28 protein-coding genes and 1 other annotated feature are annotated in these 26,446 nt (G+C 36.1%); of the genes, 10 read left to right on the top strand and 18 right to left on the bottom strand.

The window, feature by feature from the left end; all coding sequences use genetic code 11:
• Nucleotides 1-322: 322 nt before the first annotated feature.
• The 8 genes from VBD025_RS10295 to sigK all read left to right on the top strand — a co-directional run bounded on the left by VBD025_RS10295 (nucleotide 323) and on the right by sigK (nucleotide 7,355).
• Nucleotides 323-463 carry a sporulation histidine kinase inhibitor Sda gene (locus tag VBD025_RS10295; protein ID WP_430785125.1) on the top strand — a complete coding sequence of 47 codons (141 nt, stop codon included), beginning with the start codon at nucleotides 323-325 and terminating at the stop codon, nucleotides 461-463.
• 678 nt (nucleotides 464-1,141) lie between these two features.
• Nucleotides 1,142-3,478 carry a Na+/H+ antiporter subunit A gene (locus tag VBD025_RS10290; RefSeq protein WP_430785123.1) on the top strand — a complete coding sequence of 779 codons (2,337 nt, stop codon included), beginning with the start codon at nucleotides 1,142-1,144 and terminating at the stop codon, nucleotides 3,476-3,478.
• Complete coding sequence (locus tag VBD025_RS10285; RefSeq protein WP_430785121.1) at nucleotides 3,479-3,817, top strand: Na(+)/H(+) antiporter subunit C; 339 nt, start codon at nucleotides 3,479-3,481, stop codon at nucleotides 3,815-3,817.
• Nucleotides 3,810-5,291, top strand: coding sequence for a Na+/H+ antiporter subunit D (locus VBD025_RS10280; protein WP_430785119.1), 1,482 nt, complete (start codon nucleotides 3,810-3,812; stop codon nucleotides 5,289-5,291). Before VBD025_RS10285 ends, VBD025_RS10280 begins: the two co-directional genes overlap by 8 nt.
• Before the next feature lie 7 nt (nucleotides 5,292-5,298).
• Entirely contained in the window at nucleotides 5,299-5,775 is a 477-nt protein-coding gene (locus VBD025_RS10275) for a Na+/H+ antiporter subunit E (RefSeq protein WP_430785117.1), read from the top strand.
• Nucleotides 5,772-6,083, top strand: coding sequence for a monovalent cation/H+ antiporter complex subunit F (locus VBD025_RS10270; protein ID WP_430785115.1), 312 nt, complete (start codon nucleotides 5,772-5,774; stop codon nucleotides 6,081-6,083). Before VBD025_RS10275 ends, VBD025_RS10270 begins: the two co-directional genes overlap by 4 nt.
• Nucleotides 6,055-6,444 carry a monovalent cation/H(+) antiporter subunit G gene (gene mnhG / locus VBD025_RS10265; protein ID WP_430791354.1) on the top strand — a complete coding sequence of 130 codons (390 nt, stop codon included), beginning with the start codon at nucleotides 6,055-6,057 and terminating at the stop codon, nucleotides 6,442-6,444. Before VBD025_RS10270 ends, mnhG begins: the two co-directional genes overlap by 29 nt.
• Before the next feature lie 194 nt (nucleotides 6,445-6,638).
• Nucleotides 6,639-7,355, top strand: coding sequence for an RNA polymerase sporulation sigma factor SigK (gene sigK / locus VBD025_RS10260; RefSeq protein WP_430785113.1), 717 nt, complete (start codon nucleotides 6,639-6,641; stop codon nucleotides 7,353-7,355).
• Here the strand turns inward: sigK and VBD025_RS10255 are convergent, their stop codons facing one another.
• The 18 genes from VBD025_RS10255 to cymR all read right to left on the bottom strand — a co-directional run bounded on the left by VBD025_RS10255 (nucleotide 7,356) and on the right by cymR (nucleotide 24,178).
• On the bottom strand, nucleotides 7,356-7,598 hold the full coding sequence (locus VBD025_RS10255) for a YrhC family protein (protein ID WP_430785111.1): 243 nt from the start codon (nucleotides 7,596-7,598) through the stop codon (nucleotides 7,356-7,358).
• A gap of 69 nt (nucleotides 7,599-7,667) precedes the next feature.
• Nucleotides 7,668-8,357, bottom strand: a complete 690-nt coding sequence (gene mtnN / locus VBD025_RS10250) for a 5'-methylthioadenosine/S-adenosylhomocysteine nucleosidase (RefSeq protein WP_430785109.1) — start codon at nucleotides 8,355-8,357, stop codon at nucleotides 7,668-7,670.
• A 41-nt stretch (nucleotides 8,358-8,398) separates the two neighbouring features.
• Nucleotides 8,399-9,139, bottom strand: a complete 741-nt coding sequence (locus tag VBD025_RS10245; protein WP_430785107.1) for a DUF1510 family protein — start codon at nucleotides 9,137-9,139, stop codon at nucleotides 8,399-8,401.
• Between the two features lie 180 nt (nucleotides 9,140-9,319).
• On the bottom strand, nucleotides 9,320-9,796 hold the full coding sequence (greA, locus tag VBD025_RS10240) for a transcription elongation factor GreA (RefSeq protein ID WP_430785105.1): 477 nt from the start codon (nucleotides 9,794-9,796) through the stop codon (nucleotides 9,320-9,322).
• Between the two features lie 216 nt (nucleotides 9,797-10,012).
• Entirely contained in the window at nucleotides 10,013-10,654 is a 642-nt protein-coding gene (udk, locus tag VBD025_RS10235) for a uridine kinase (RefSeq protein WP_430785103.1), read from the bottom strand.
• 23 nt (nucleotides 10,655-10,677) lie between these two features.
• On the bottom strand, nucleotides 10,678-11,316 hold the full coding sequence (locus VBD025_RS10230; RefSeq protein ID WP_430785101.1) for an O-methyltransferase: 639 nt from the start codon (nucleotides 11,314-11,316) through the stop codon (nucleotides 10,678-10,680).
• A gap of 333 nt (nucleotides 11,317-11,649) precedes the next feature.
• On the bottom strand, nucleotides 11,650-12,768 hold the full coding sequence (gene mltG / locus VBD025_RS10225; protein WP_430785099.1) for an endolytic transglycosylase MltG: 1,119 nt from the start codon (nucleotides 12,766-12,768) through the stop codon (nucleotides 11,650-11,652).
• A 155-nt stretch (nucleotides 12,769-12,923) separates the two neighbouring features.
• On the bottom strand, nucleotides 12,924-13,211 hold the full coding sequence (locus tag VBD025_RS10220; protein ID WP_430785097.1) for a DUF1292 domain-containing protein: 288 nt from the start codon (nucleotides 13,209-13,211) through the stop codon (nucleotides 12,924-12,926).
• Between the two features lie 16 nt (nucleotides 13,212-13,227).
• Nucleotides 13,228-13,641, bottom strand: a complete 414-nt coding sequence (gene ruvX, locus VBD025_RS10215; RefSeq protein ID WP_430785095.1) for a Holliday junction resolvase RuvX — start codon at nucleotides 13,639-13,641, stop codon at nucleotides 13,228-13,230.
• A gap of 3 nt (nucleotides 13,642-13,644) precedes the next feature.
• Nucleotides 13,645-13,908, bottom strand: a complete 264-nt coding sequence (locus VBD025_RS10210) for an IreB family regulatory phosphoprotein (protein WP_430785093.1) — start codon at nucleotides 13,906-13,908, stop codon at nucleotides 13,645-13,647.
• Nucleotides 13,909-14,003: 95 nt separating this feature from the next.
• Nucleotides 14,004-16,646, bottom strand: coding sequence for an alanine--tRNA ligase (gene alaS, locus VBD025_RS10205; protein WP_430785091.1), 2,643 nt, complete (start codon nucleotides 16,644-16,646; stop codon nucleotides 14,004-14,006).
• A 59-nt stretch (nucleotides 16,647-16,705) separates the two neighbouring features.
• Nucleotides 16,706-16,922 (bottom strand) — a binding site (T-box leader).
• 43 nt (nucleotides 16,923-16,965) lie between these two features.
• Nucleotides 16,966-18,033 carry an AI-2E family transporter gene (locus VBD025_RS10200; protein ID WP_430785089.1) on the bottom strand — a complete coding sequence of 356 codons (1,068 nt, stop codon included), beginning with the start codon at nucleotides 18,031-18,033 and terminating at the stop codon, nucleotides 16,966-16,968.
• 50 nt (nucleotides 18,034-18,083) lie between these two features.
• The gene (locus tag VBD025_RS10195; protein WP_430791352.1) at nucleotides 18,084-18,275 is read right to left on the bottom strand and encodes a hypothetical protein; all 192 of its coding nucleotides are present in this window, start codon (nucleotides 18,273-18,275) and stop codon (nucleotides 18,084-18,086) included.
• Between the two features lie 79 nt (nucleotides 18,276-18,354).
• Nucleotides 18,355-20,685 (bottom strand): SF1B family DNA helicase RecD2, encoded by a 2,331-nt coding sequence (recD2, locus tag VBD025_RS10190; RefSeq protein ID WP_430785087.1) that lies wholly within the window; start codon nucleotides 20,683-20,685, stop codon nucleotides 18,355-18,357.
• An 18-nt stretch (nucleotides 20,686-20,703) separates the two neighbouring features.
• Nucleotides 20,704-21,372, bottom strand: coding sequence for a tetratricopeptide repeat protein (locus tag VBD025_RS10185; RefSeq protein ID WP_430785085.1), 669 nt, complete (start codon nucleotides 21,370-21,372; stop codon nucleotides 20,704-20,706).
• Nucleotides 21,373-21,458: 86 nt separating this feature from the next.
• Entirely contained in the window at nucleotides 21,459-22,571 is a 1,113-nt protein-coding gene (gene mnmA, locus VBD025_RS10180) for a tRNA 2-thiouridine(34) synthase MnmA (RefSeq protein ID WP_430785083.1), read from the bottom strand.
• Nucleotides 22,572-22,583: 12 nt separating this feature from the next.
• On the bottom strand, nucleotides 22,584-23,729 hold the full coding sequence (locus VBD025_RS10175) for a cysteine desulfurase family protein (protein WP_430785081.1): 1,146 nt from the start codon (nucleotides 23,727-23,729) through the stop codon (nucleotides 22,584-22,586).
• A 29-nt stretch (nucleotides 23,730-23,758) separates the two neighbouring features.
• On the bottom strand, nucleotides 23,759-24,178 hold the full coding sequence (gene cymR / locus VBD025_RS10170) for a cysteine metabolism transcriptional regulator CymR (protein ID WP_430785079.1): 420 nt from the start codon (nucleotides 24,176-24,178) through the stop codon (nucleotides 23,759-23,761).
• A gap of 159 nt (nucleotides 24,179-24,337) precedes the next feature.
• Between cymR and VBD025_RS10165 the strand changes: the two genes are divergently transcribed.
• Nucleotides 24,338-25,621 carry a replication-associated recombination protein A gene (locus tag VBD025_RS10165; protein ID WP_430785077.1) on the top strand — a complete coding sequence of 428 codons (1,284 nt, stop codon included), beginning with the start codon at nucleotides 24,338-24,340 and terminating at the stop codon, nucleotides 25,619-25,621.
• Between the two features lie 98 nt (nucleotides 25,622-25,719).
• Nucleotides 25,720-26,403: an RsfA family transcriptional regulator gene (locus VBD025_RS10160; RefSeq protein ID WP_430785075.1), complete on the top strand. Its 684-nt coding sequence runs from the start codon at nucleotides 25,720-25,722 to the stop codon at nucleotides 26,401-26,403.
• Nucleotides 26,404-26,446 lie beyond the last annotated feature (43 nt).

Here is a 26,446-nt window from a genome sequence, read left to right as displayed (position 1 = left end):
ATTAATCCTATAATAACTTAACACATATATGAATTACTAGCGAAAAATGTCTTATTGCAAAACAAAGGCTAACACTGAAATTACGAAAGGTATGGTAAAAACCGTTCGACAAATTCCCCTATTTTTCTTAATGTGGATAACTTTGTACACATTAAGAATGCTTTTAAATCGCTTTAAGTGACAATCTTTTCATTTTTATACACAAGTTATCTACAGGTGGATGTAGATAACTATGACCTTGTCCTGCCAGTGTATTCATGGTAAATTATATTTACATTATACAGAATTCAGTTATATATAAATTTTAGGAGGGGCAGTATTCATGAATCATTTATCTGATGAATTGTTATTAGAATCCTATTATAAAGCACATGAATTGAAGCTTAGCCCTGACTTTATTTTTCTGATTGAAAAAGAAATACACAAAAGAAGATTATCACATAAACTTGAATACTCCAGTTAGCATATATTATAAAAGCCTTGAAACTCTTGTCATTTTTATGAATGATGAGGGTTTTTTATTTTTCCATTAGCCAAGTTATGATAAGCTATCTTTTGAGCGATGATTTAACTTGGGTTTAACTAAAATAATAAGATATCAATACTATTACCTTCTATTAACCCTAAATAATAATAACTCAACTTCCGCAGATAGATATTTCATGTGGTACGAATGAATATACTTCGCTTTCCGCGGGCACAGCTTCAGACTCGGGCTGTTCTAAGCAGGATAAGGAAGGCTTCTCTGAAAAAACATCGCACGAAGAAAAAGAGCTTATCTTTTTTGAGGAGTCTCCGTATATTCGAAGATGCTAGGATATGGTGGAATAATATTTTTTTGCAATCCATCACTTTTTCTGTGACCCACTGGAATTGTGTGCACCTAATGATTCCATAGCCGTCTCTTAATTTAAGAGATTTTCGCTGCTGGCAGTTGACTAGTGCGGCAGCACGAGGAGGCTCACCAGCAGCCCTAAGGTGCGCAACTTCCACCAGCGGAAATATCGTTGCTGTTACAGATTTTGTGTCAACTGCTACAACGGATGCAGCCGTAATCCACTATTATAAGAGCACTTACATTTTTCAGTCTGCGAAAGTTAGGAAAATAAATTTTGACACAGTCAAGGAGGATTCCAATTAGATGATTTTTACAGTCCTGCTTCCACTTCTAATTGTTTGTTTAATTCCATTTTTAAGTAAAGTAAAACACAAAGTACATACAGGAATTTTCGTATTTTTTATTCCTTTCGCAATATTTCTCTACTATATTCAATTTATTGGTTCTTCGTTTTCACCATTCAAACAAACCTATTACTGGATACCTTCTCTATCTATAAACTTAAATTTGTATTTAGACGGATTAAGTCTTCTTTTTGTTTTACTTATCAGTGGAATTGGTGCTTTAGTAGTGCTCTATTCCATTTATTATTTGGACAAGACTGAACGATTGGGTCATTTCTATGTTTATTTAATGTTGTTCATGGCCGGTATGCTTGGTGTTGTCCTATCAGATAATGTTTTTGTTTTGTATACATTCTGGGAATTAACTTCCATTTCTTCCTTTTTACTAATTGGTTATTGGCATTTTAATAAACGTTCCCGTTATGGAGCTTTAAAATCAATGCTGATAACAATTATAGGTGGATTAAGTATGTTTGGTGGTTTTATATTACTTACTATTATTACTGACTCCACTAGTATTCAAGAAATGATTACGCAGAAAGACGTCATCTTGGAAAGTCCCTACCTTCCACTAATACTTGGGTTCCTTTTAATGGGAGCATTTACTAAATCTGCTCAATTCCCTTTTCACATTTGGTTACCCGACGCAATGGAGGCTCCAACACCCGTGAGCGCATACCTTCATTCGGCAACAATGGTTAAGGCTGGTTTATTTCTAGTAGCTAGATTTTCACCAATATTTTCAAGCTATGAATGGTTTTTTATCATTGTCACGATCGTTGGTATTGTGACATTATGCTGGGGATCATACATGGCTGTTAGGCAAACAGATTTAAAAGCAATTCTCGCGTTCTCCACTATTAGTCAGCTTGGTATGATCATGGCGATGCTTGGCTTCGGTACAAAAGCTGCCGTGTTTGCTGCAGTTTTTCACATCTTGAATCACGCAACATTTAAAGGCAGTTTATTCATGGTAGCTGGTATAGTAGACCATGAAACCGGAACACGTGATATACGTAAATTAGGGGGACTACTTACGTTCATGCCTATTACGGCTACACTAGCGTTATTTGGTACATTTTCAATGGCCGGAGTTCCACTGCCATTTTTAAACGGATTTTATAGTAAAGAACTATTTTTCGAATCCAGTTTGGATCTTCATTCTGATGTAGGAGTAATCGCAAACTTTTTAATTGATATTGTTCCTGCTCTAGCGGTTTTCGGAAGTATTTTCACATTTGTATATTCGATGTACTTCTTTTTCGGTATATTTGCAGGACGTAAAAAAGAAAAAAAATTACCAAAAAAGCCACACGAGGCACCAATTGGCATGCTAATTTCTCCAATCACTTTGGTGGGGTTAGTCATCGTTATTGGTCTTTTCCCAAATATAGTTAATGGAACGTTTTTAGTCCATGCCGCCGAAGCAATCAACAGTAAAGCGGAGTTGCATCATGTTAAATTTTGGCACGGATGGGACTCACCCGCTTTTCAAATGTCACTTATCGTAGTTAGCGCTGGAATTCTGTTATTCTTAACTCGTCAAAAATGGGAAAAACTATATACCTTTATCCCAGGCAAACTAAGCCTGAATAAAATGTACGATGCGACTGTCTCTAGGGTAGATACCTATTCTAGCAGCATTACCAATTTTTACATGAATGGATCATTAAGACTTTATCTAGCGATTATTCTAAGTGCAACAGTAATAGTTACATTTGCTTTTATGACAGTTACTGGTGGGCTGACTATCCAATTTGATAACCTGGCAGAACTGGAAACAATCGAAATATCGGTTGTAGCGGTCATGATAGTTGCAGCATTTGGAACTATTTTCGCTAAAAATAATATCGCTGCAATTTTAATATTAGGAGTAGTCGGATACGGTGTTGCGCTTCTTTTTGTAATCTACCGGGCACCAGATTTGGCGTTAACTCAGTTAGTTATTGAAACGGTAACAGTTGCTCTGTTTTTATTGTGTTTTTATCACTTACCAAAATTGAAAGTTATAAAAGATTCAAGAAGAACGAAATTGATAAACATGATTATCTCTATAGGTTTTGGTACGATGCTTACTCTAATAGGTATCTCCGCTCATAGCAGTAATTGGTTCGATACCATAGCTGAGTATTTCATTGAAACCTCGTACAAGCTCGGTGGAGGTCATAATATTGTAAATGTTATTTTAGTAGATATGCGTGGGCTTGATACATTGTTTGAGATAACTGTTCTAGGAATTGCTGCATTAGCAATTTTCAGTCTCATCAAGATCAAACGGAATAAGGGGGCGGAGTAAATGGAAATAATCATTTGTATTCTGGCTGGTATATTATTTGCAACCGGTATCTATAACCTCCTTCAAAAGCAACTGTTACGGATCATTATAGGAACTGCTTTGTTATCACATGGGGCTCATTTATTTATACTTACAATGGGAAAGTTAAAACGCGGACAGCCCCCTGTCTTAAAAGATGGAATTACAGATTATACAGATCCATTACCACAAGCTTTAATATTAACTTCAATAGTTATCAGCTTTGGTGTAACAAGTCTATTATTAGCATTAGCTTACAGAACAGCAAATGAAAATGAAACAGACAACATGGATAAATTAAGGGGTAACGAAAATGAGTAATTTAGCAGTATTGCCAATCATCATTCCATTATTTGCAGGAATAATTCTGGCCTTCTTCCCTAAAAAAGTAAAATTATTAAGGTTATTAACGAAGGCATTTTCTATTTCAAGTTTACTTGTGGTTTCCTATATAACATGGCAGGTACTAACATACGGGCCGATTATACTGGAAACTGGTAACTGGCCAGCGCCCTACGGAATTATTTTAGTAGCAGATCCGTTAGCTATTATTCTTGTACTTACGACGAATATAATTACGACAGCATGTGCTTTTTACGCGCCGCATTCCATGAGTTTGAAGCAAGAACAACATTATTTTTATTCATTTTTGTTCTTTTTAATAACTGGAATATCTGGTGCTTTCCTTACAGGGGATCTATTCAACCTGTTTGTGTTTTTCGAAGTATTTTTAATGGCTTCCTATGCATTAATTGTTTTAGGCGGTGGAAAAGTTCAGCTCCGCGAATCAATCAAATATGTATTGATTAACCTTTTCTCTTCAATCTTATTTGTAACAGCAGTGTCATTCTTATATGCAGTAGTTGGTACAGTAAACATGGCACATATTGCTGAACGTGTTCAAGAAGTCGATCAGAAGGGAATTTTAACAACAATTGGTATCCTCTTCTTTTTCGTATTTGCAACAAAAGCTGCATTGTTCCCGTTGTATTTTTGGATGCCAAAGTCTTATATCGTGCCAAATCCGGTGATATCTGCATTGTTTGGAGCTCTTCTCACCAAAGTTGGTATTTACTCTATTCTTAGAGTTTTTTCATTAATATTTGTTTACAAGCTAGATATGACTCATCAAATGTTTATTTGGATAGCTGGTATATCCATGCTGTTCGGAGTGATTGGGGCCCTTTCCACAAATAATATAAAATTAATTGTGGCGTACAATATTATTCCTGCGATTGGCTTTATCCTAATGGGGATTGGTGTATTCAACCAGGATAGTATGAGTGGTTCCGTATACTATCTTATACATGACATGATTATTAAATCAGCATTATTTCTAATCGTTGGGGCTATCGTTTATGTTGCCGGAACCTCTGACTTGCGGAAAATGAATGGACTCATTCATTATTATCCTGTTTTAGGCTGGCTGTTGTTTGTTGCTGCATTTATACTAGCAGGCATACCACCTTTCAGTGGATTTATAGGGAAACTTTTGCTCTTAAAAGGTGCACTTGCAGCTGATGAAGTTGCAATAGTCATTATCGCACTAGTTTCCAGCCTATTGATTTTGTATTCGATAATGAAAATATTCATCCAAGGGTTCTGGGGAGAAAAAGATCCTAAATATGAAGCTGAAAGAAAATCTACTAAAGGATTGATAGGACCTATTATCTTTCTGTTATCGTTTTCTGTTATTCTGGGTATAGGCGCAGAGTTTGTTTATCCTACAATAGAAGATATTTCAATTTATTTATTAGATCCAGAAGTATATATTGATGCGGTTTTAAAGGAGTAAAAAACTTATGACATTTCAAATTGTAATCAATTTAATCATTGCAATAATGTGGATGTTCTTACAAGAAACATACACTACAGCAAGTTTTATTGGTGGATATATAATTGGGATACTATTGCTGTTATTTCTAAATCGGTTTGTGCCGGATGCTTTTTACCTGAATAGGATAGTGAAAGTAATCAAACTCATTCTCTTATTTATCAAGGAATTGATAACAGCAAATATAGATATAGTTAAATTGGTCTATAAACCTAAACTTGATATTGAACCAGGTATCTTTGCCTTACCAACAAAATTAAAAAGCAATTGGGAAATCACCCTACTTGCGAATTTAATATCCCTGACACCAGGAACGTTAACTGTTGCTATATCAGATGATAATACAAATCTTTATATACACGCTATGCATATTGACGATATCGATGAATCCATTGCAGAGATCAAAGAATCGTTTGAAAAAGCAATAATGGAGGTAACAAGATGAACGAACTTCTAACCATATCTGAATCTTTAGTTCACGTTTCATCCATCATCGCAATAGTTGGTATCGCGCTATCATTGGTTCTGGTATTATACCGGATTATTGCTGGACCGACTAACGCAGATCGTGCTGTTGGTCTGGATACAATTGGGATGGGAATAATGGGACTTGCTGCAGTACTCGCAATTAAACTTAATTCCACATACTTTAATGATGTTATATTGTTAATCGCGATTCTGCTCTTCATAGGCACACTAGCCATTGCAAAGTTTATTGAAAAGGGTGTTATCATTGATCGAAACTTGGACTGATATCGTCTTAAATGTATTAACGAGCTTATTCATACTAGCAGGCACATTCTTTATTTTATCAGGAGCTATTGGTGTTCTTCGATTTCCAGATGTATATACACGCCTTCATGCAGCGACGAAAGCATCTACACTCGGAATTGCCGGAATTCTAATCGGAGCATTCATTTTTCTCTATGTTGGACATGGACTCGTTAGCGGTAAGCTGTTATTGGCTATTATCTTTACATTCTTAACTGCTCCCGTATCTGCTCATATGATTTCAAGGGCAGCACACCGAAAAGAAGTAAAACCTCTAACGTTCAATAAAAATGATGAATATGAAGAATCCTTTCAACGAAAAGAAAGTTTAGAAAAAAAGTAACAAGATTCATTCAGCTTGAAGACAAACTCCTCATTTGTCTTCAAGCTTTTTTATTTGCACTCACATCCCCTAACCTTCCTCAGGTCTTCAAAATACTTTTCACAACTTCCTTGGGACATACACGAAAGTACACCTTTTTACATATAGATAATTTATAGGCCACAGCCTAAGAAAAACATCAGGAGGTGTATAATTTGTCGAGTATTTTAAGCGCTCTTGCATTATTAATCAAAGAAACGCTTTTTTTTGTATCCTATGTGAAGAATCACGCATTTCCACAACCCCTTCCTCCAGAAGATGAAGCCAGATACATTAAAGAAATGCAAACTGGCGACGAAAATGCCAGAAATAAACTTATTGAACATAATCTTCGGCTGGTAGCACACATAGTTAAAAAGTTTGAAAATACTGGTGAGGACATGGAGGATTTAATTTCAATTGGTACTATAGGGTTAATAAAAGGTATTGAAAGCTTTTCTCCAGACAAAGGAACAAAACTTGCTACGTATGCGGCAAGGTGTATAGAAAACGAAATACTTATGCATCTAAGGGCATTAAAAAAAGTGAAAAAGGACGTTTCATTACATGATCCAATCGGTCAAGATAAAGAAGGTAATGAAATAAGCTTAATCGACATATTAGAAGCAGATTCAGAAGATGTAATTGAATACGTTCAATTACATATGGAACTAGATAAAATGAAGAAATATTTTACAATTTTAGACGACAGGGAAAAGGAAGTCATTATCTTTCGCTATGGGTTAAATAATTACCAGGAAATGACGCAGCGTGAAATCGCAAAGAAACTAAATATATCAAGAAGCTATGTTTCACGTATTGAAAAACGAGCACTAATGAAGGTGTTTCATGAATACTTTAAACAGGAAAATCCAAACAGGAAAAAAGGATAATCATGTTTGATTACCCTCATCAATTTTCTGTCTAATTTTTTTATAACGAAATACAAAGAATGCAATTGCAGACAACGAAATTATTGACAAAAAAGAAAGAAAAACTGTGTGATCTGTATTTGGTATTCCATAAATATCAATCACTATACCTAAATAAAAATAAATGCTGAGAATGAATAATGTATGGATGAAAGTATGATAGTCTTTTTGCTTTTTTTCTAAATACTTTTGTTCACTTCCCATAAAAAAATCCCTCCCACAGTAATAGTACCATGAATGAAGGGGTTTTTATTAAGCAATTATTGCCAATGCTTACAAATCGTTAATCATTTTCATTATTAAGATGGCTGCATTTTTTGCTGCCTTATCTAAAAATATGTCAAAGGAAACCGATGACTCTTTCCCCGCAATATCTGAAAGTGCACGAATGATTACAAACGGTTTATTGTACTGAAAACAAACTTGAGCAACTGCTGCAGCTTCCATTTCCGCTGCTATCATAGTAGGAAATTTTCCCTTGACTTGCTTTACATGGTCAGGATCTGACATAAATGTGTCACCTGTTGCAATGATCCCCTCACGAGAGTTAACATCAAGCGATTTCACAGCTTTTGTGGCAACTGCAACAAGCTGTGAATCTGCACCAAACATAGCTGGCATCCCAGGAACCTGACCATATGCATAGTCGAACGCAGTTACATCAACATCATGATGCACTACTTGTGAAGAAATAACAATATCTCCTATTTCAAGTTCCTCATCAAAGCCACCAGCCGAACCAGTATTTATCACATAATCCGGATTGAAACGTTCATTGAGAATAGTAGTGGCCATTGCTGCATTTACTTTTCCGATACCCGATTTTAATAGTACAACCGGTTTATCTGCTAGATTGCCTGAAATAAATAAACAATCTGCAACAGTATATTCTTTTTTCATTGTCATTTTATCAAGTAATAGTGCTATTTCTTCATCCATAGCACCGATTATGCCTATTGTCATTCGCTTACCTCCAAGATTTAGTCAAACTTGTTTTCTACTATCTAATCTTTATCGTTTTCTTTTAAAACTTCTACTTTTGTAGGCTTCCAACCTTCGTTCTCTACCCAAGTAAGATATACACGGTATGTTTGATCCTGTACTTTATTAGAAGCGGTAGCAATCACTTTATTTCCGCCTCCGTTATCGAGCCACCATGTTATCATATCACCTTGTTTTAATCCCGTTGCGACACGGATTGCCTCTTCCATCTCTTTTCGATCCTGCGTTCCTTCAGCGAATTGTTTAGTATGAGTGCCTTCTTGCTCAGTTCCAATAGGCTCCCAATCAGCAGTATATGTTTCTAGAACATTCGGATTATCAGATCCTTCAACAGTTTCTCGTTCTATATCTGAATTAGTTGATTCATCCTCATTGGTATCCTGGTCCGGATTTTCATTTTGAGTGTCACTGTCATCCGTAGCTTCATCATTTGAACTTGAACTATCATCGCTCGCAGCATCATCTTCTGTGTTCGAATTTTCATCACTTGCTTCTTCATCATTTTCTTCTGTAACTGGTTCATTCTTTGATTCATTATTTTCATCCGCACTATTATTGTTGCTACCTTCAGTTTTTGTATCGGTAGATGGTTGCTCTTCATTTGTCTTTTCTTCTCCTCCACCGAAAAAAAACATTGCCAGTAATACAATTAGTAAGATACCACCAGCTACTAGAAAAAGAGAAATAGACTTTGTATTCTTTCTTCGTTTTTCAAATTTATTTAACCTGGAATTATTATCCATATTATTTCCCCTCCTTCTCACATGATAATATAATATCATATTTTCAGTTTAAATTATTATGAAAAGTTAAGAATGATTAGATAAGACTAATTTGTTAATATTAATATTTTTTCCGCAAGGAACAAGTTTAAAATGAAAAAAGCGAGATAATTTTATCCCGCTTCTGTTTCTGTTTATATTTTAATTTACACTTACTATTTTAACTTGTATGTCTCCACCAGGGGTTACTACTGTAACTTCAGTACCTTTTTGGTGTCCAAGTAGGCTTTTGGCCATTGGTGAATCATTTGAAATTTTCCCCTCAAATGGATCTGCTTCTGCACTACCAACAATGGTATATGTTTCTTCATCACCACTTGGTAACTCTTGAAACGTTACCGATTTTCCAAGAGAAACAATATCGGGGTTGTCGTTATCATTTTCAATAATAACTGAATTACGAATCATTTTTTCCACTTGGGAAATACGTGATTCTACAAATGCTTGATCATCTTTAGCAGCATCGTACTCTGAGTTCTCGGAAAGATCTCCGAAATCTCGTGCTACTTTTATACGCTCAACTACTTCTTGTCTGCGTTCTGTTTTCAAATGATGTAATTCTTTCTCTAATTTTAATTTTCCCTCTTCGGTCATATAATAGCTTTTTTCTACAGCCATTAAAAACACTCCTTTTTTATCTACAATTAAAAATAACATATTTCCTTATATACATTATATTTATATTTACGTATAAAAATGAGCAGCACAAGTATGTGCGCTCGGCTAAGTGAATATGCTCTAATCTTAACTATCGCAGATTTTGTTTAAATTTTCAATACTTTTCCGTAAAGTACAACGACATCGTATCATTTTCATCTGATACCATGCCTTGCTTTATAATTGATTTGCTTGATTTTTTGCTAATATGTTTTCAATTTTAGTAGCCATTATATCAATAGCTACATGGTTTTGTCCACCTTCAGGAATAATGATATTAGCATACCGTTTTGTCGGTTCAACAAATTGCAAGTGCATAGGACGGACATTATTAACATACTGGTCGATAACCGAGTCCAGTGACCTGCCGCGCTCTTTAATATCACGCATCATTCGTCTGATAATCCGTATATCAGCATCCGTGTCTACAAAAACTTTTATGTCCATCAAATCCACTAGACGAGGATCTTCCAGAATTAAAATTCCTTCCAGTATTATCACTTCTTTTGGTTCCACCAAAATAGAATCCTTTGAACGTGTATGAATTTTATAATCATACACAGGCTTCTCAATCGATTTTTCATTCATTAGTTCCTGAATGTGTTCTATTAACAAATCATTATCAAAAGCAAGTGGATGATCGTAATTTGTGTTTAACCGTTCTTCAAACGGTAAATGGCTTTGATCTTTATAGTAATAATCCTGCTCAATTACTAGTATGGTTTTATCTGCAAATCGCTTGCATATGGACCGCGTCACGGTTGTTTTACCACTACCGCTGCCTCCAGCCACACCAATTACAACTGGCTTGTCTCGCATGTCCCACTACACTCCTTTAACCTTTAATTTTTGATGGTAATGGCAACTCCATCACCAACCGGAACAATGGATGTATGAAATTCTTCTTTTTCTATTAGCCACTGATTATATGCTTTAATTTTGTTTGCAATCTTTGTTAACCTGTGCGGTTTTTCACTTGGGTTTGCAACATACCCTTTGAATAATACATTATCAGATATAATTAATCCACCTTTTCGAATGATTGGGCTATACAATTCAAAAAATCGTTGGTATTGACCTTTTGCTGCATCGATAAACAATAAATCGAAAGTGTGTTTTTCGTTTAATTCATTTACAACTTCCAAGGCATCACCATGAATGATTTCTATTTGAGAAGTTTTATTTTGCTCTTTTATTACATTTACTGCAAAATCATACCGTGCTTTATCTCTTTCAATAGTAGTTATGTTCGCAGTTGGATTTGCTTCAAGCATACGCAGGGCTGAATAACCAATCGCTGTGCCTATTTCCAGAATTCGCATGGGTTTATGAATTCGAATCAGCTGTTGTAAAAACTGCATGCCAATCGGGTCCATAATTGGTACATCATTTTCTTTTGCATATGTTTCTAAGTTCTCAACCCAGTCCTCATTCGAAGGAATCGTCCCAAGTAAATATTCATTCAATTTTTTATCCAACATGATAATGCTCCTTCCTAATCAGGAAACTTTTATGCAAAAAAACGGAAAATGTGAACTTTCATTCACACTTCCGTAATAGGTTATATAACTAAACTTTCGTACATAGCTTGAAATATGGCACTTGACTAAGCACACTCTATTCATATTGTAACTAGTTACTATGTCGTAATAGATGGAAACTGCGAAATAACTTACCACCTTGAGATGCTGCGATATGCCAGCAGCGATCCTGGACGGCAGCTTCAGAACACTTATTTGGAAATAAAAATAAAGTTAAGTCGCAGTATAGAGATATTACGGCTTATTTATCTATTTCAGTCTGCGAAAGTTCAGTTATTTAATATATTTTTCTTTAAGCTCTAAATGTTTTTCATGTGTTTCAGAATAATGAATGTTCCCTTGATCGTCATGAAGGAAAAAGAGATTCTCTGATTCTTCTGGATTAAGAGCAGCTTCCAATGAATTCTCTGCAAAATTCGAAATCGGCCCTATAGGAAGTGTGTCGATATAATAGGTGTTATACGGAGATTCTACTTCCAAGTCTTCTAATAGAACTTTTTTCTTATGACCACCTAATGCATACAATACAGTTGGATCTGTTTGCAGTGCCATACCCGTTTCTAGACGATTATAGAATACACCAGCAATTTTCTTTCTTTGTTCAATTGTTCTTGCTTCATTTTCTAATAAAGAAGCCATTGTAAAAGCCTTGTGTACCGTTAGATCTCTTGCAGCAATTGAGTCCAAGTATGGTGTAACAACCGCTTCAGTCTTACTCAGCATTTTTTCCACTACAGATTCTACAGTAGGTTTTTCTTCATAGAAATTATAGGTTGCAGCGAATAAATACCCTTCCAGCGGCGTACGGATATCAGGATTTAAAATGACATCAGTCAATATAGATGGATGCTTATCAATCAGTGTCTCTACGTACTCTACATTATTCACTTTATTTAAAAAATCTTCTTTACTGAATGGTAACTTTTTCGAGTAAATTTCAGCAATTTGATTAATTGTTTTGCCTTCAGGAATGGTAATATTATATTTCGCTTCTTTTAAAACTTTTCCATTTTTTAATGCTTCAATAATTTCATCCAATGTCATACTAGCCGTGAATGTGTAATTTCCAGCCTGAAAATTTGATTCATTTTTAAATTTTATGTAAAAACGAAAGACACGTGCATCTTTAATAACGCCTTTATCTTCAAGAATAGTCGCTATATCAGATGTAGAAGATCCCATTGGGATTTCAACATTTATTTCTTTATCACTTCCAGGGTTTACTGGTTCAAGGGCTGATTTTACGTATACATACCCAGAAATTCCTCCTACTAGGAGAATTAAAACTAATGAAATGATTACGATCGTTACAATTTTACGAACGGTTCTTGCGTCTTCTGAACGTTTGATCAGGTTGTCCGTATAACTGCCTGGTTCTTTCTTCTTGAACATATACTAACTCCTCTCATCCGCTATATTATACTAAAAATGAAATAGAATATCTATGATTAAAAAAGAATTATGTATAATAGTGACGAAAAAGTGAGCAATAAAAGAACTGATGTCATAAGACACCAGCTCTTTTTATACTTTTTCATTTAAATAATTTACTGGTCCGATTCCTCATCTGCAAGCGTATTTAACATTTCTTCGACCATTTCCCACTCTTCATCAGACTCAATTGGGAATAACGACAAGTCATTATCATCTGCTTCTTTTTCTTCATATCTAAATGCGTATACCTCTACTTCTTCATCATCTTTTTGTTCTACTGGTACTACTGCTATATAGGATTGTTCTGTATCATCTGTATCAAACGTGAATAATACTTCAAAAAGATGTTCTTCTCCGTTTTCATCAGGGATTACGATACGTTCTTTTTCATCTAATGCCATATCTGTCACTCCTTCATTATTTTTTGTCTAAGTAGCCCTGTAAAATCATTACAGCTGCCATTTTGTCAATGATCTTTTTTCTCTTTTTTCTACTCATATCTGCTTCTAATAAAACACGTTCTGCCGCTACGGTTGTTAATCGTTCATCCCATAAGTCAGTTGGTATTTTGTGAATCTTCTCAACATGCTTCGCGTAGACTATAGAGGCTTCACCACGTTCGCCTATGCTGCCATTCATGTGTTTAGGGAGACCTATAACAACTTTTTCAACCTCGTACTGATCAATAATTGTTTTGAGCGCAGCATCTGCCGATTTCCGATCATTTTCATTCCATTTAATTGTTGTAATTCCCTGGGCGGTCCAACCCAGGTCATCGCTCACTGCAACACCTATCGTTTTTGAGCCCACATCCAAACCTAGTATTTTCATCTGTTATTCCTCTTGATGTTCTAGATAAAACTTAACTAGCTCTTCAATTAACTCATCTCTTTCTAGCTTTCGGATTAAGTTACGGGCATCATTATGTCTTGGTATATACGCAGGGTCACCAGAAAGTAAATAACCCACAATTTGATTTATTGGATTATACCCTTTTTCCCTAAGTGCCTCATGTACTGTAAACAATATTTTTTTAATATCCTGATCAAATGGTTCTTCCGAAAAATTAAATTTCATTGTCTTATCAATAGAGCTCATAGTGACACCTCATTCCAAGTTTTGTCTTCTGACATCATCTTAACATGTTTGTACGTAATATTATATCATTTTCTACTCCTGTACATACGCAGAGACTATTTTGTTAATGTTTCCTTAATATAATTCACTGCATATTCTAATGCATCGTTAATTTTATCAGGATCTTTCCCGCCAGCTTGAGCCATGTCTGGACGGCCACCGCCGCCACCGCCGCATATTTGTGCAGCACCTTTGATTAGATTACCAGCATGCAGACCTTTATCAATTAAATCCTTCGAAACTCCAGCAGCTAATTGGACTTTACCATTATTTTCTGTAGCTAATAAGATTGTTCCTGTTTTCATCTTTTGCTTTAAATCATCTACCATACCACGTAATTGATTCATATCTTTTACATTCACTTTTTCTGCTAGTAATGGTACCTCATTTATTGTTTCTATTTGATCAAGAATAGAAGTTGCTTCAAGATTGCTTAGCTTTGCACTTAACGATTCATTGTCTTTCTGAAGTCCCTTAATCTCTTTATACATTCCTTCTATTCGTTCAGGCACATTTTCCTGATTTGTCTTTAGTAATTGACCAGTCGCTTTTAATATATCCATTTTATCATTAATAAAGTGATATGCCTGCTTACTTGAAACTGCTTCAATTCTACGCGTTCCTGCGCCAATTCCGGTTTCATTTACAATTTTAAATAATCCGATCTCCGACGTATTTCTAACATGACATCCTCCACAAAGCTCGATACTATAATCGCCAATTTGAACTACCCGGACGATATCGCCATACTTCTCACCGAATAATGCCATAGCTCCCATTTCTTTTGCATCAGCTATTGCTTTGTTTTCTATTAACAACGGTAATGAAAGCCAGATCTTTTCGTTCACTTGTGTTTCAATTTGTTTCAGTTCATCTTCCGTGACAGAACCAAAATGAGAGAAGTCAAAACGTAATCTTTCTGGTGTTACCATTGAGCCAGCCTGGTTTACATGATTACCTAATACATCTTTTAAAGCCTGATGTAAGAGGTGTGTAGCGGTATGATTTTTAATAACTCCGTTACGGAAGCTGTCGTCAACAGAGGCTGAGACTTGTTGATTGATCTTAAAGGTTCCTTCTTTTACTGTTACTCGGTGGATATTTTGACCTTTAGGTGCCTTTTGAACATCACCGACATACATAGAAGCGTCATCTGCGTATATCCACCCGTTATCTGCTACTTGTCCACCACTTTCAGCGTAAAAAGGAGTTTCCTGTAAAAATACGATTGCCTCATCACCCGGCTGCAAGGAATCGACAAATTCTTTATCTTTTATAATCTGGGTGATTGTTGTTTTTGTTTCTACGTTAGTGTAGCCAATAAAAGTACTCTCATGATCAACCTTACTTAAAACCTCATCCTGTACGTGCATGGAATCAACTTTTTGTCTTGCATTTCGTGCACGTTCCCGCTGATTCTTCATCTCTTGTGCAAAACCTTCTGTATCAATTGTAAATCCTTTTTCCTGTACGTATTCTTCTGTTAATTCTTTTGGGAAGCCATACGTGTCATATAATCGAAATGCTTCTTCCCCAGGGAAAACAGAATTCCCTTTGTTTTTTTCTATTTCCATAATACTATTAAGTATTTCCAACCCATCATGCAATGTTTCAAGGAATCGTTCTTCTTCAAGCTTCACAACATTTTGTATATGCTTCTGTTGACTTAAGACTTCAGGATAGAAATCTTTCATAATATTTCCTACGATTGGCACTAAATTAAACATAAAGGGTTTTTCAATTCCAATTTGTTTAGCAAAACGGACTGCTCGGCGTAATAGCCTGCGCAACACATATCCACGGCCCTCGTTCGATGGAATTGCACTGTCACCAATGGCAAACGTAACAGTTCTGATATGATCTGCAATGACTTTAAAAGCAGTATCTGTTTCACTGTCCGTTCCATAAGATACATTTGCGTATTCTTCTACTTGTTTAATAATCGGCATAAATAGATCAGTTTCAAAATTCGTAGGTGCATCCTGGATTACGCATACCATACGCTCAAGGCCCATTCCTGTATCAATATTTTTCTTTGGTAAAGGTGTATAAGTATCATCAGGATTATGGTTGAATTGAGAAAACACTAAATTCCATATTTCCAGATACCTGTCATTTTCGCCTCCAGGATATAATTCAGGATCACTCGGATCATCACCATATTTTTCACCTCGATCATAAAAGATCTCAGTATTTGGCCCGCTTGGTCCTTCGCCAATGTCCCAGAAATTTTCTTCTAATCGAATGATTTGTTTCTCGGGTAATTTAATATCATTCAGCCAGATATCATACGCTTCATCATCTTCTGGATGAACGGTAACAGCTAGAAGTTTCGGGTCAAACCCTATCCACTCCGCGCTTGTTAAAAATTCCCATCCCCATTCAATTGCTTCTTTCTTGAAGTAATCGCCTATCGAGAAATTTCCAAGCATCTCAAAGAATGTATGGTGTCTTGCGGTGAACCCTACATTTTCAATATCATTCGTTCGAATTGATTTTTGTGCATTGACTAACCGTGGGTTTTCTGGAATTACCCGACCATCAAAGTATTTCTTCAGCGTAGCAACTCCACTGTTAATCCATAGTAATGTTGGGTCTTCTACTGGAACAAGTGATGCACTTGGTTCAACCTGATGACCTTTTTCTTTAAAAAAATCGATAAACATTTGTCTTACGTCTGCAGACGATAGTTGTTTCATTTTTTATCCTCCTATTAATTCAATTGTACGCAAATAAAAAAATCCCCTCTCTGCAAATTTGCAGGGACGAGATTTGATCGCGGTACCACCCTAATTATGAACAATTAGTAACTGTTGTTCATCACTTCATCATGGTAACGGTATGAAACCGATGGGGATTAACCATACTCCAGTTTAGCTTTCCATGACTCTTTAAATAGGATTTTTCTCAGCCAAATGAAAATCCCTCTCTGATAAATAGACTTATCATGTACTTATAACCTTCTACGATTTATATATAACTAATTATGCGATATTATATGTAATATCCTGTCATCTGTCAATCAGAAATACTTTTTTTGGTGATTTTTTTCATAATTTCATTCAAAATTGTTAATAACGGAACAGCTAAAATCATTCCAAGCACTCCTCCAACTTTCCCTCCCACCAGCAGTGCAAAAATAATAGCTATTGGGTGGATGTGAATGCTTTTCCCGACAATGTAAGGGGAAAGTAAATTACTTTCGATTAATTGTATCACAAACACTGTAAGTAAAACCAATAACGCTAGCTTAGTTGAAACGGTAAGCGAAATAGCAAGTGCGGGCAGTGCGCCAATTATAGGTCCAAAGTATGGAATGATATTAGTGAATCCCATTATAATAGCTAACACCAGCGCATACTTTAAGTCAAGGAAATAATAAGCTGCAAATGTTGCTATTACAACAAATAAACTTACAATCAATTGACCACGTATATAATTCCCTAAACTCTTATCAATAGAATACAGAATTACATGTGCACGTTGATGATATTTAATTGGTATCCACTTCTTCAGCCAATTTTTAATCTTTCTAGTATCTTTTAAAAAGTAGAAAATAAGTACCGGAATGACTGTAATCAAAATAATAATATCAAAAATTTTCGTTACTGTATTCATCAGCTTTGATACTATGTTAGCTATCATTTTTTCTACTCCCGTAAACAAGTTGTCCATCCGATCATGGACTGTTTCAGGCAGAAAAGCAGTCGATTCATATAACTGATAAATCCAATTTTTATAGGTTGAAATAAACTGTGGGAGTTGATCGCTCAACTCGTTCAACTGGCGAATGAATAAAGGATAGATGCGATTAACCAGAAAAATTAATCCACCTATGATTCCTATATATAAAATTAGTATCGCTAACCCTTTTGGGATATTGAACGAATGGAGTTTCTGAACAAACGGGTACAATAAATATGCAAGGAAAAGCGCCAATAAAAATGGAGAAAAAATACTCCATAAAAAGGAAAAAACAGTTCCATAAAAAGGGAACAGTTTTACGAAAAGATAAAATAATAAAAAAGACAAAATGCCAATTACGAGCCAATATAGAATATGAAGTGGATTTTTATCTTTAAACATAAATGGCGCTCCTTAGTTTTAAATAATTATTTTTCATTCTTCAACTAATTTCACCATTGAATTCTTCTTTTTTCTTCATCTGTGAACAGATCATTTAACGAGCTTAAGGATCCATCTGATTCTATTTGATGGATCACCACTTCTTCATTGACTATCGTAATTTCAATAAAACAATTCCAGCAATAATATTGCTGTGCGCCAATTTTACCTATATCTTTCCGACTACAGTTTGGACATTCCATATCTTTCATTAACTCCTTTTAAAAGGGCATTCAATTATTAAATTTATGCTTACCCAAATAAAAGGAAAATATACATATTTTACATAAAATCATAAGGAGAAACTTCTGTTTCTGGTTTATCCTCGCTTCTCTTGCCAGATTGATCCGGCAACCTTTCCTTCAACTGGTTTACAAGACTTGTGTATCTTTTGTTTGTATCGATCGTATTTATCCCCTGAATAAAAGCTTGAAGCTCGCCACAAATAATCAATGATTGCTTACTTCTTGTTATCGCAGTATATAATAAATTTTTGCGAAGCATCCGATGATAAGTCGAAACAACTGGTAAGAGGACAATTGGAAATTCGCTTCCCTGTGATTTATGAATGGAAATACAGTACGCATGCATGATATTTGTATAGTCCTTGCGCTCATAAACTACTTCTTTTCCTTCAAAAGTCACTACAATCTGCTCCACATTCTCTACATTTTCATCTTCAAAAAAGATCGCAACAATTTCTCCAATATCACCATTAGAAACACCGTCTTCTGGTTGGTTTACTAATTGAAGGACCTTATCTCCCACGCGTAACACTGTATCGTATATGTTAACTTCGCGCTTTCCCTTTGTTTTAGGATTTACAATTTCCTGAAGTGTTTTATTAATAATTGTTATGCCAGCCTGCGAACGATACATTGGTGCTAATACCTGAATGTCCTTCAGATTCATACCTTTACTCTCAGCATGAGAAAATACTTTTGAAATTACATCCACCATTTGCAGCTCGTTACATCTGATAAAACTGAAATCTTTATCATTTTGAAGTGTTTCATCAGTAATTGCATTGTTTTTTATTGTATGGGCAAGTTGAATTATCTTTGAGCCTTCTTTTTGCCTGTATACTTCGTTCAATCTGACTAACGGAATGGCTTCACTAGTTAGTAGGTCTGTTAGCACCTGGCCCGGCCCCACTGATGGCAACTGATCCTCATCACCTACCAGTAAGACTTGCATGTCATCTGGAATTGCTTTAAACAGACTATTCGCAAGCCATATATCCACCATTGAATATTCATCTACTATTAAAAACTTACCTGATAATGGCTCGTTTTGATCTTTGCTAAACCCATTATTTCCGTCCCAGCCAAGCAATCGGTGAATAGTAACTGCTGGTAATCCTGTCGACTCGTTCAATCTTTTTGCTGCTCGTCCTGTCGGTGCTGTTAAAACAAATGGGTAGTCGGATTGGTTATCGTAATCTTTCGGGTCAACTGATACACTGTTTATCGCAGCGTAAGCGTCAACTATCCCCTTAATTACAGTAGTTTTACCAGTACCCGGCCCTCCTGTAACAATCATTAACTTTGAGTGAAGGGATTGATTAATCGCATTAAACTGTTCTTTTCCGTAACTTAATGTTTCCTCTTCCTCAATATCGCCAATAATTTTCATCATTTCGGCTAATGTTGTCTGCTCTTCAATTGGTTTTGTTAGTAACCGCTTTACATGAGAAGCAAATCCATCCTCTGCATAATATAAGGATGGCAGATATACATTTCCGTTTTGAATAATCATTTTCTTCTCTGTGTTAAGTGAATCTAGTTGGTTTTCAACTGTTTCTTCATCAAGCTCTCCGCTCGTTCTTCCAAGTAATCGAATAACAGCTGCGATACATTCTTCAACTGGCAGGTAAACATGCCCTTCCTGAACACTTTTCTGCATGACAAAAACACATCCAGCTCCAATCCTATTTGGATGTGTTAATGAAAGTCCATTTATTTCTGCAATTTCATCTGCTTTCTGAAATCCAAAGCCGTCGACATTAAATACGTATTGGTATGGATCTTGCTTTAAAACTTTTATGGATTCATCTTTATAAACCTGATATATTTTCTGAGCAAGTTTTAAACCAATTCCAAATTTAGCAAGGTTTACTACCACGTGCTCAAACCCTTCGTTCTCCTGCAGGGTTTTAACTAATTGCTCAGCTTTATCTGGCTTTAAACCTTTTATATCTTTCAGTACATCCGGCTTTGTTAATATTGTTGCAATCGCATTTTCACCTAAATGATCAATTATTTTAGTTGCTGTTTTTTTTCCAATTCCATAAAACAAATCGCTCGACAAATACGCAATTAATCCGTCTGTTGTATCCGGTATATCCGATTCAAACGAAGTAACCTGGTACTGCAGTCCAAACTTATTATGGCGCTCCATCTGTCCGTGAAATACATAATTTTTTGATTCCTGCAAATTCGAAAAATATCCTTTTACAACAATCTCTTTATCCTTAATAGCTTCATTCGTCTCAATTACTCTAATTTTGGCAATCGAAAAATGCTCTGTAGTATTTTGGAAAATAGTATACAGAAGCTCACCTTTAATATATTTTTGTGAAACACTCTCATTCGATTGCTCAAACATAGTCATTCAAATAACCCCACTATCTTACTCGTTCTTTTGATCAAGTACACTTTGTATTTGCTCTTTACCATTAACGGCTAGCGAATGGTCAGGCTGAATGGATATTGCCTGATTAAAGTGTGATAATGCTTCATCCAATTGTTCATTATATATTGCAATAACACCTAAATTGTAATGTGCATCACTATGTTCACTATTTAGCTCTAAAACACGTCCAAACACTGGTTTCGCTTCTTCAATATGTTCGCTTTGAGCAAGTGATAAACCATACTGGAAAGCAATTTCATCATCATTCGGCTCAAGTTCGGATGCACGTAACAGATAAGGCAACGAGAGCTTCATTTGATCCTGACTCTGTAATGTCATACCAAGCATATAATAAACATCACCTTCTTCGAGTCCTAATTTGATAGCCTTAAGAAAGTTTTCGCTAGCCTTCTTGTAATCTGATCCTTCCAAATAAACATTCCCAAGACCATAATATGCCGTTGCAGCAGTTTCATTTAGTTCGATTGCTTTTTCAAAAAAACGTTGAGCTCTTGTTAATTCGTTTAAATGGATTAATAGATTCCCAAAATTTATATAGCCAATTGGATCGTTTGGTTGTTCTTCAATAATTTCTGTAAATAGTTTTGCTGACTCTTCATATTTTTGTTCCTGCATGAATTCGATTGCCTGCTGCATTTTCTCCATTATAACACCACTCTTTTCTATATTTAAGTAAGTAAAAGGATCCAGCTCCATTTATTTTTACGGAACAGATCCTTTACTTTACGTTATCATCCTACATAGCTAATCCGTTTATCGTTTTTGATTACCTCATCAATTGTACCGCCACCGAGACACTTATCTCCGTCATAAAATACAACTGCCTGTCCTGGGGTAATTGACCGCTGTCTATCATGAAAACTGACATGGACGGAACCATTATCTAATTTAGAAACAGTAACATCACTATCTTTTTGGCGATAGCGGAATTTCGCTGTACATGTAAATGATTGTCCAATATCTTTTGTAGTAATCCAATTCAGATCTGTTGCAATTAAACTATCTGAATACAAGTGTTCGTTTTCAGATCCTTGTTCAACGTACAGAATATTTTCTTTTAAATTTTTCCCTACAACAAACCACGGATCTCCAGCTCCACCAATTCCAAGCCCCTGACGCTGACCAATTGTATAATACATAAGGCCTTCATGCTTACCTTGAACTTCATTTTGTAAGGTAGCCATTTTCCCTGGTTGTGCTGGTAAATATTCACTTAAAAATTCTTTGAAATTACGTTCACCAATAAAGCAAATACCCGTACTATCCTTCTTAGCAGCAGTTGCCAGACCATGTTCAGAGGCGATTTTCCTAACTTCCTTTTTTGGTAAATGGCCTAACGGAAACATTACTTTCTTTAGGACATCTTGTGAAAGCTGGTTTAGGAAATACGTCTGATCCTTGTTATCATCATTACCACGAAGCATTTCATACTCACCATTATTATGTCTGACCTGCGCATAATGACCTGTAGCTAAATAATCTGCTCCAAGCGAGATTGCGTGGTCAAGAAATGCCTTAAACTTAATCTCTTTATTACACATAACATCTGGGTTCGGGGTTCTGCCAGCTTTATATTCGTCTAAAAAGTAGGTGAAGACTTTATCCCAGTACTTCTTCTCAAAATTGACGGCGTAATATGGAATGCCAATTTGGTTACATACCCTGACTACATCTTCAAAATCCTCCGTCGCTGTACAAAATCCCGTTTCATCTGTATCATCCCAGTTTTTCATAAATATACCTATAACGTCATAACCCTGTTCTTTAAGTAATAGAGCTGCCACGGACGAATCAACCCCTCCGCTCATTCCTACTACTACACGTATATCTTTATTATCCTTCAATCTTGTCACCACCTATTTAGAAGTTAATCGTTTAACAATACCCGCAATACGTTCTGCCGCTTCCGAAATGTCCTCTGTGTCATTATGAAGACCGAAACTGAATCGGATTGAATTTGTAGTACGTTCGTTTTCTGCACCGTACATAGCACTTAGTACATGCGAAGGTTCTATAGAACCTGCAGTGCATGCACTGCCACTCGAAGCTGCTATTCCTGATAAATCAAAATTTGTTAGTAGAGTCTCTACATTCGTACCAGGAAAGCTCACATTAACAATAGAAGGAACCGCAGCAGAATGGTCGCCATTAATACTAAACTGAACTCCTTCTTTCTCAAGCGTTTTTAGAAACAGCTTTTTAAATTCTGAATATGCTTCTACTCGCTTTTCTTTATTATCTATTACTAATTCAACGGCACGCATAAAACCGGCTATACTTACGACATTTTCCGTTCCTGCACGTCGCTTTCGTTCTTGTTCTCCGCCAAATTGGAGTGAGTTGATTTGCACTTTTTTATTTATATACAAAAAACCTACACCCTTTGGACCATTAACCTTGTGGGAGCTTACTGTCAATAAATCTATATTTTCTTCTTTCACGTCGATTGAAAGTTGGCTGTAAGCTTGTACTGCATCTGTGTGAAAATATGCCTGGTGATCTTTTAATAACTCCCCAATCTGCTGAATCGGCTGAACAATTCCAGTCTCATTGTTCACTGTCATAATAGAAACAACTGTCGTACTGGCTGTCAATGCATTTTCCAAATCCTGAATAGATATTTTACCGCTCTCGTATACAGGAAGGTACGTAACAGTAAACCCTGAATTCTCTAGATAATTAGCTGCATGAAGAACAGCATGATGTTCCTGCTCAGTCGTTATAATGTGGTTTCCTTTACCCTTATTTGCTAAAGCAGTGCCAATAAGCGCCAAGTTATCAGATTCTGTGCCCCCACTAGTTATAACTATTTCTTTTTCTTCAGCCCCTATACTTTCTGCAAAGACCTGTCTAGCCTGATCTATCATGTGGCGAGCAGTTCTTCCAAATGAATGAACACTCGATGGATTTCCAAAGACCTCTGAATAAATCGGCATCATAGCGTCAATTACTTCCTGAGCGACTGGTGTTGTAGCAGCATGGTCCAAATAAATGTGATTCATGGCAAACCTTTCCTTCCTGTTTAATCAATCTAAATATAGAACATATATGATTCTTGATGCTTATCGTCATCATGTTGAATGAGATCTTCCAGTGTTGTTGTATCTAATACATCCTTAACCGCGTCGCGAATACGCAGCCATAATGCCTGTTTTACAGCTTCTTCATCTTCAATCCCTTCGACTGGAGTTATTGGTCCCTCTAATACACGGATAATATCTCCAGCACTTATAGATTTTGGCTCCCTCGCAAGCATATAACCACCATATGCACCACGAACACTTTTTACTAAACCGGCATTGCGAAGCGGAGAAGCTAATTGTTCTAAATAATGTTCAGATAAATCTTTATCGCGAGCAATTGACTTAAGCGATACTGGCCCTTTTCCATACTGTTTTGCCAGTTCAATCATAATCGTGAGTCCATATCTTCCTTTAGTAGAAATCTTCATACTTTACACCTCTGTCTTTATTGTACTACTTTTATATATACGAATTAAATTAATTCAGTTTATCGTTTAACGGGTAATTAGTTATTAACTCATGATATTATAGCATGAATAATGCATATGTTGCATGAAACGCAATTCACATACAAAGGATGATCCTATATGAAACAGAAACCATTAGCTTATCGTATGCGACCTGCCCATATCAGCGAAATAATTGGCCAGACTCACATTGTAGGTGAAGGTAAGATATTAAATCGAATGATTCACGCCGAGCGTTTAGCATCAATGATTCTATTCGGCCCACCAGGAACCGGTAAGACATCCATGGCTGTGGCACTTGGTAAAAGCTTAGGAGTACCAGTTAAAATGTTAAATGCAGTAATAGATAAAAAGAAAGACATGGAAATTGTTGTAGAAGAAGCAAAAATGACTGGCCAAGTTGTACTGGTCCTTGATGAAGTCCACCGTTTAGATAAAGCTAAACAAGATTTTTTATTACCCTATCTGGAGAGTGATTTATTAACTTTAATAGGCTGTACTACGAGTAATCCATATCATTCTATTAATCCAGCCATCCGCAGCAGATGTCATCTATTTGAACTTCATTCTTTAACGCCAGAGGATATAAAGGTAGCAGTTCAACGATCATTAGAAGATGAAGAAAATGGCTTAGGTGATTATAACGTAATGATAGCTGAAGATGCCTTGAACCATTTTGCTCACGCTGCGAACGGAGATCTGCGCTCAGCACTAAATGGGCTTGAATTAGCCGTTTTTTCCACACCAAAAGATGATAATAACGTTGTGAATCTTACACTGAGTGTAGCTGAAGAGTGTATGCAAAAGAAAAGCTTCTCACATGATAAAGGTGGCGATGCCCACTATGATGTTCTGTCTGCTTTTCAAAAATCTATACGTGGCAGTGATGTAAATGCTGCCTTGCATTATTTAGGACGACTAATCGAGGCTGGAGATTTGGACAGCATTGCCAGACGAATGGTTGTTTGCGCCTATGAAGATATTGGGGTCGCAAATCCACAAGCTGGCCCGCGCGCCTTGGCAGCTGTGCAGGCAGCCGAACGTCTTGGGTTTCCTGAAGCACGAATTCCTTTATCGGTTGCAATTGTGGAGCTATGTTTATCGCCTAAATCAAATACTGCTTACAAAGCTCTTGATGCTGCGTTATCAGATATAAGAAATGGTAAAAGCGGTGAAATACCTGCTCACCTGAAAGATTCACATTACAGTGGTGCAAGTAAATTGGGCAGAGGTGTCGAATATAAATATCCTCACAATTACGAGAATAATTGGGTCAATCAGGAATACCTACCATCCATAATACGTAAAAGAGAATACTATAAACCAAAAAATACGGGTAAATTTGAACAAGCTATGAAACACGTATACGATAAAATACAGTCCGATAAAAATAATAGCAAGTGAGATAGGTATATTTCTTTTTGCAAACGGTAAAACTAATTAGCACATAGGGATGTGTACTAATTAATCTATTTGCCTGAGTGAAAAGGAGATGAAATATTATGGTTAAAGTTAGACAGGACGCATGGTCTCATGAAGATGATTTATTATTAGCAGAAACTGTATTACGTCATATACGTGAGGGCAGTACGCAATTAAACGCATTTGAAGAGGTTGGAGATCATTTAAACAGAACTTCGGCAGCTTGCGGGTTCAGATGGAATGCGGAGGTAAGAAATAAATATGATCATGCTATCGATCTTGCAAAGAGACAACGAAAAGAGAAAAAACGAGCTGTCGCTGGAGTCGTTCAAAACAAGAAGGCTCCGGTAAGTGCAGTGAATGTAACGGCTCATAATAATGAGGTTTCTACTAATAATCATGAGCAAGAATCTTTAAATCAGTTAAACCAATCTGCACCTGTTCTGTCAATGGACATGGTTATTGGGTATTTAAAACAAGTTAAAAAAGAATACCAAACATCTAATCAATCAAAGTCTGCTTTGGAGAGAATGGAAAGAGAGAACGAAAGTTTAAGAAGACAAGTAAGCGAACTGGAAAAGAATTTATCCTTAACGGAAAAACAATTAAGTACTGTTCAAGAAGACTATCAGGTATTCATCCAGATCATGGAACGCGCACGTAAAATGACTGTTTTAGAAGACCAGGGTCCCATAAAGACTCCAGCATTTCGAATGGACAAAAACGGCAACCTGCAACAGGTTGCCAATGGAACAAGTAATTAATTTAGATAAACTCAAAACGTCTTTCGATATTTTTTTGCTAAAG

The sequence above is a fragment of the Virgibacillus flavescens genome (genome assembly GCF_050574275.1).
GTDB lineage: Bacteria > Bacillota > Bacilli > Bacillales > Amphibacillaceae > Virgibacillus_F > Virgibacillus_F flavescens.
This window is presented reverse-complemented; position numbering and strand designations above follow the sequence as displayed.

What these genes read in the sequence shown, in the direction of transcription:
- VBD025_RS10280 (WP_430785119.1), top strand. Translation starts at nt 3,810, where the DNA reads ATGAGTAATTTAGCAGTATTGCCAATCATCATTCCATTATTTGCAGGA.
- VBD025_RS10255 (WP_430785111.1), bottom strand. Translation starts at nt 7,598, where the DNA reads ATGGGAAGTGAACAAAAGTATTTAGAAAAAAAGCAAAAAGACTATCAT.
- VBD025_RS10270 (WP_430785115.1), top strand. Translation starts at nt 5,772, where the DNA reads ATGAACGAACTTCTAACCATATCTGAATCTTTAGTTCACGTTTCATCC.
- VBD025_RS10160 (WP_430785075.1), top strand. Translation starts at nt 25,720, where the DNA reads ATGGTTAAAGTTAGACAGGACGCATGGTCTCATGAAGATGATTTATTA.
- mtnN (WP_430785109.1), bottom strand. Translation starts at nt 8,357, where the DNA reads ATGACAATAGGCATAATCGGTGCTATGGATGAAGAAATAGCACTATTA.
- alaS (WP_430785091.1), bottom strand. Translation starts at nt 16,646, where the DNA reads ATGAAACAACTATCGTCTGCAGACGTAAGACAAATGTTTATCGATTTT.
- VBD025_RS10200 (WP_430785089.1), bottom strand. Translation starts at nt 18,033, where the DNA reads ATGTTTAAAGATAAAAATCCACTTCATATTCTATATTGGCTCGTAATT.
- mltG (WP_430785099.1), bottom strand. Translation starts at nt 12,768, where the DNA reads ATGTTCAAGAAGAAAGAACCAGGCAGTTATACGGACAACCTGATCAAA.
- VBD025_RS10195 (WP_430791352.1), bottom strand. Translation starts at nt 18,275, where the DNA reads ATGGAATGTCCAAACTGTAGTCGGAAAGATATAGGTAAAATTGGCGCA.
- VBD025_RS10210 (WP_430785093.1), bottom strand. Translation starts at nt 13,908, where the DNA reads ATGAGCTCTATTGATAAGACAATGAAATTTAATTTTTCGGAAGAACCA.
- VBD025_RS10290 (WP_430785123.1), top strand. Translation starts at nt 1,142, where the DNA reads ATGATTTTTACAGTCCTGCTTCCACTTCTAATTGTTTGTTTAATTCCA.
- VBD025_RS10175 (WP_430785081.1), bottom strand. Translation starts at nt 23,729, where the DNA reads ATGAATCACATTTATTTGGACCATGCTGCTACAACACCAGTCGCTCAG.
- VBD025_RS10285 (WP_430785121.1), top strand. Translation starts at nt 3,479, where the DNA reads ATGGAAATAATCATTTGTATTCTGGCTGGTATATTATTTGCAACCGGT.
- VBD025_RS10245 (WP_430785107.1), bottom strand. Translation starts at nt 9,139, where the DNA reads ATGGATAATAATTCCAGGTTAAATAAATTTGAAAAACGAAGAAAGAAT.
- greA (WP_430785105.1), bottom strand. Translation starts at nt 9,796, where the DNA reads ATGGCTGTAGAAAAAAGCTATTATATGACCGAAGAGGGAAAATTAAAA.
- VBD025_RS10275 (WP_430785117.1), top strand. Translation starts at nt 5,299, where the DNA reads ATGACATTTCAAATTGTAATCAATTTAATCATTGCAATAATGTGGATG.
- VBD025_RS10230 (WP_430785101.1), bottom strand. Translation starts at nt 11,316, where the DNA reads ATGTTGGATAAAAAATTGAATGAATATTTACTTGGGACGATTCCTTCG.
- recD2 (WP_430785087.1), bottom strand. Translation starts at nt 20,685, where the DNA reads ATGACTATGTTTGAGCAATCGAATGAGAGTGTTTCACAAAAATATATT.
- VBD025_RS10220 (WP_430785097.1), bottom strand. Translation starts at nt 13,211, where the DNA reads ATGGCATTAGATGAAAAAGAACGTATCGTAATCCCTGATGAAAACGGA.
- VBD025_RS10165 (WP_430785077.1), top strand. Translation starts at nt 24,338, where the DNA reads ATGAAACAGAAACCATTAGCTTATCGTATGCGACCTGCCCATATCAGC.
- udk (WP_430785103.1), bottom strand. Translation starts at nt 10,654, where the DNA reads ATGCGAGACAAGCCAGTTGTAATTGGTGTGGCTGGAGGCAGCGGTAGT.
- VBD025_RS10295 (WP_430785125.1), top strand. Translation starts at nt 323, where the DNA reads ATGAATCATTTATCTGATGAATTGTTATTAGAATCCTATTATAAAGCA.
- cymR (WP_430785079.1), bottom strand. Translation starts at nt 24,178, where the DNA reads ATGAAGATTTCTACTAAAGGAAGATATGGACTCACGATTATGATTGAA.
- VBD025_RS10185 (WP_430785085.1), bottom strand. Translation starts at nt 21,372, where the DNA reads ATGGAGAAAATGCAGCAGGCAATCGAATTCATGCAGGAACAAAAATAT.
- ruvX (WP_430785095.1), bottom strand. Translation starts at nt 13,641, where the DNA reads ATGAAAATACTAGGTTTGGATGTGGGCTCAAAAACGATAGGTGTTGCA.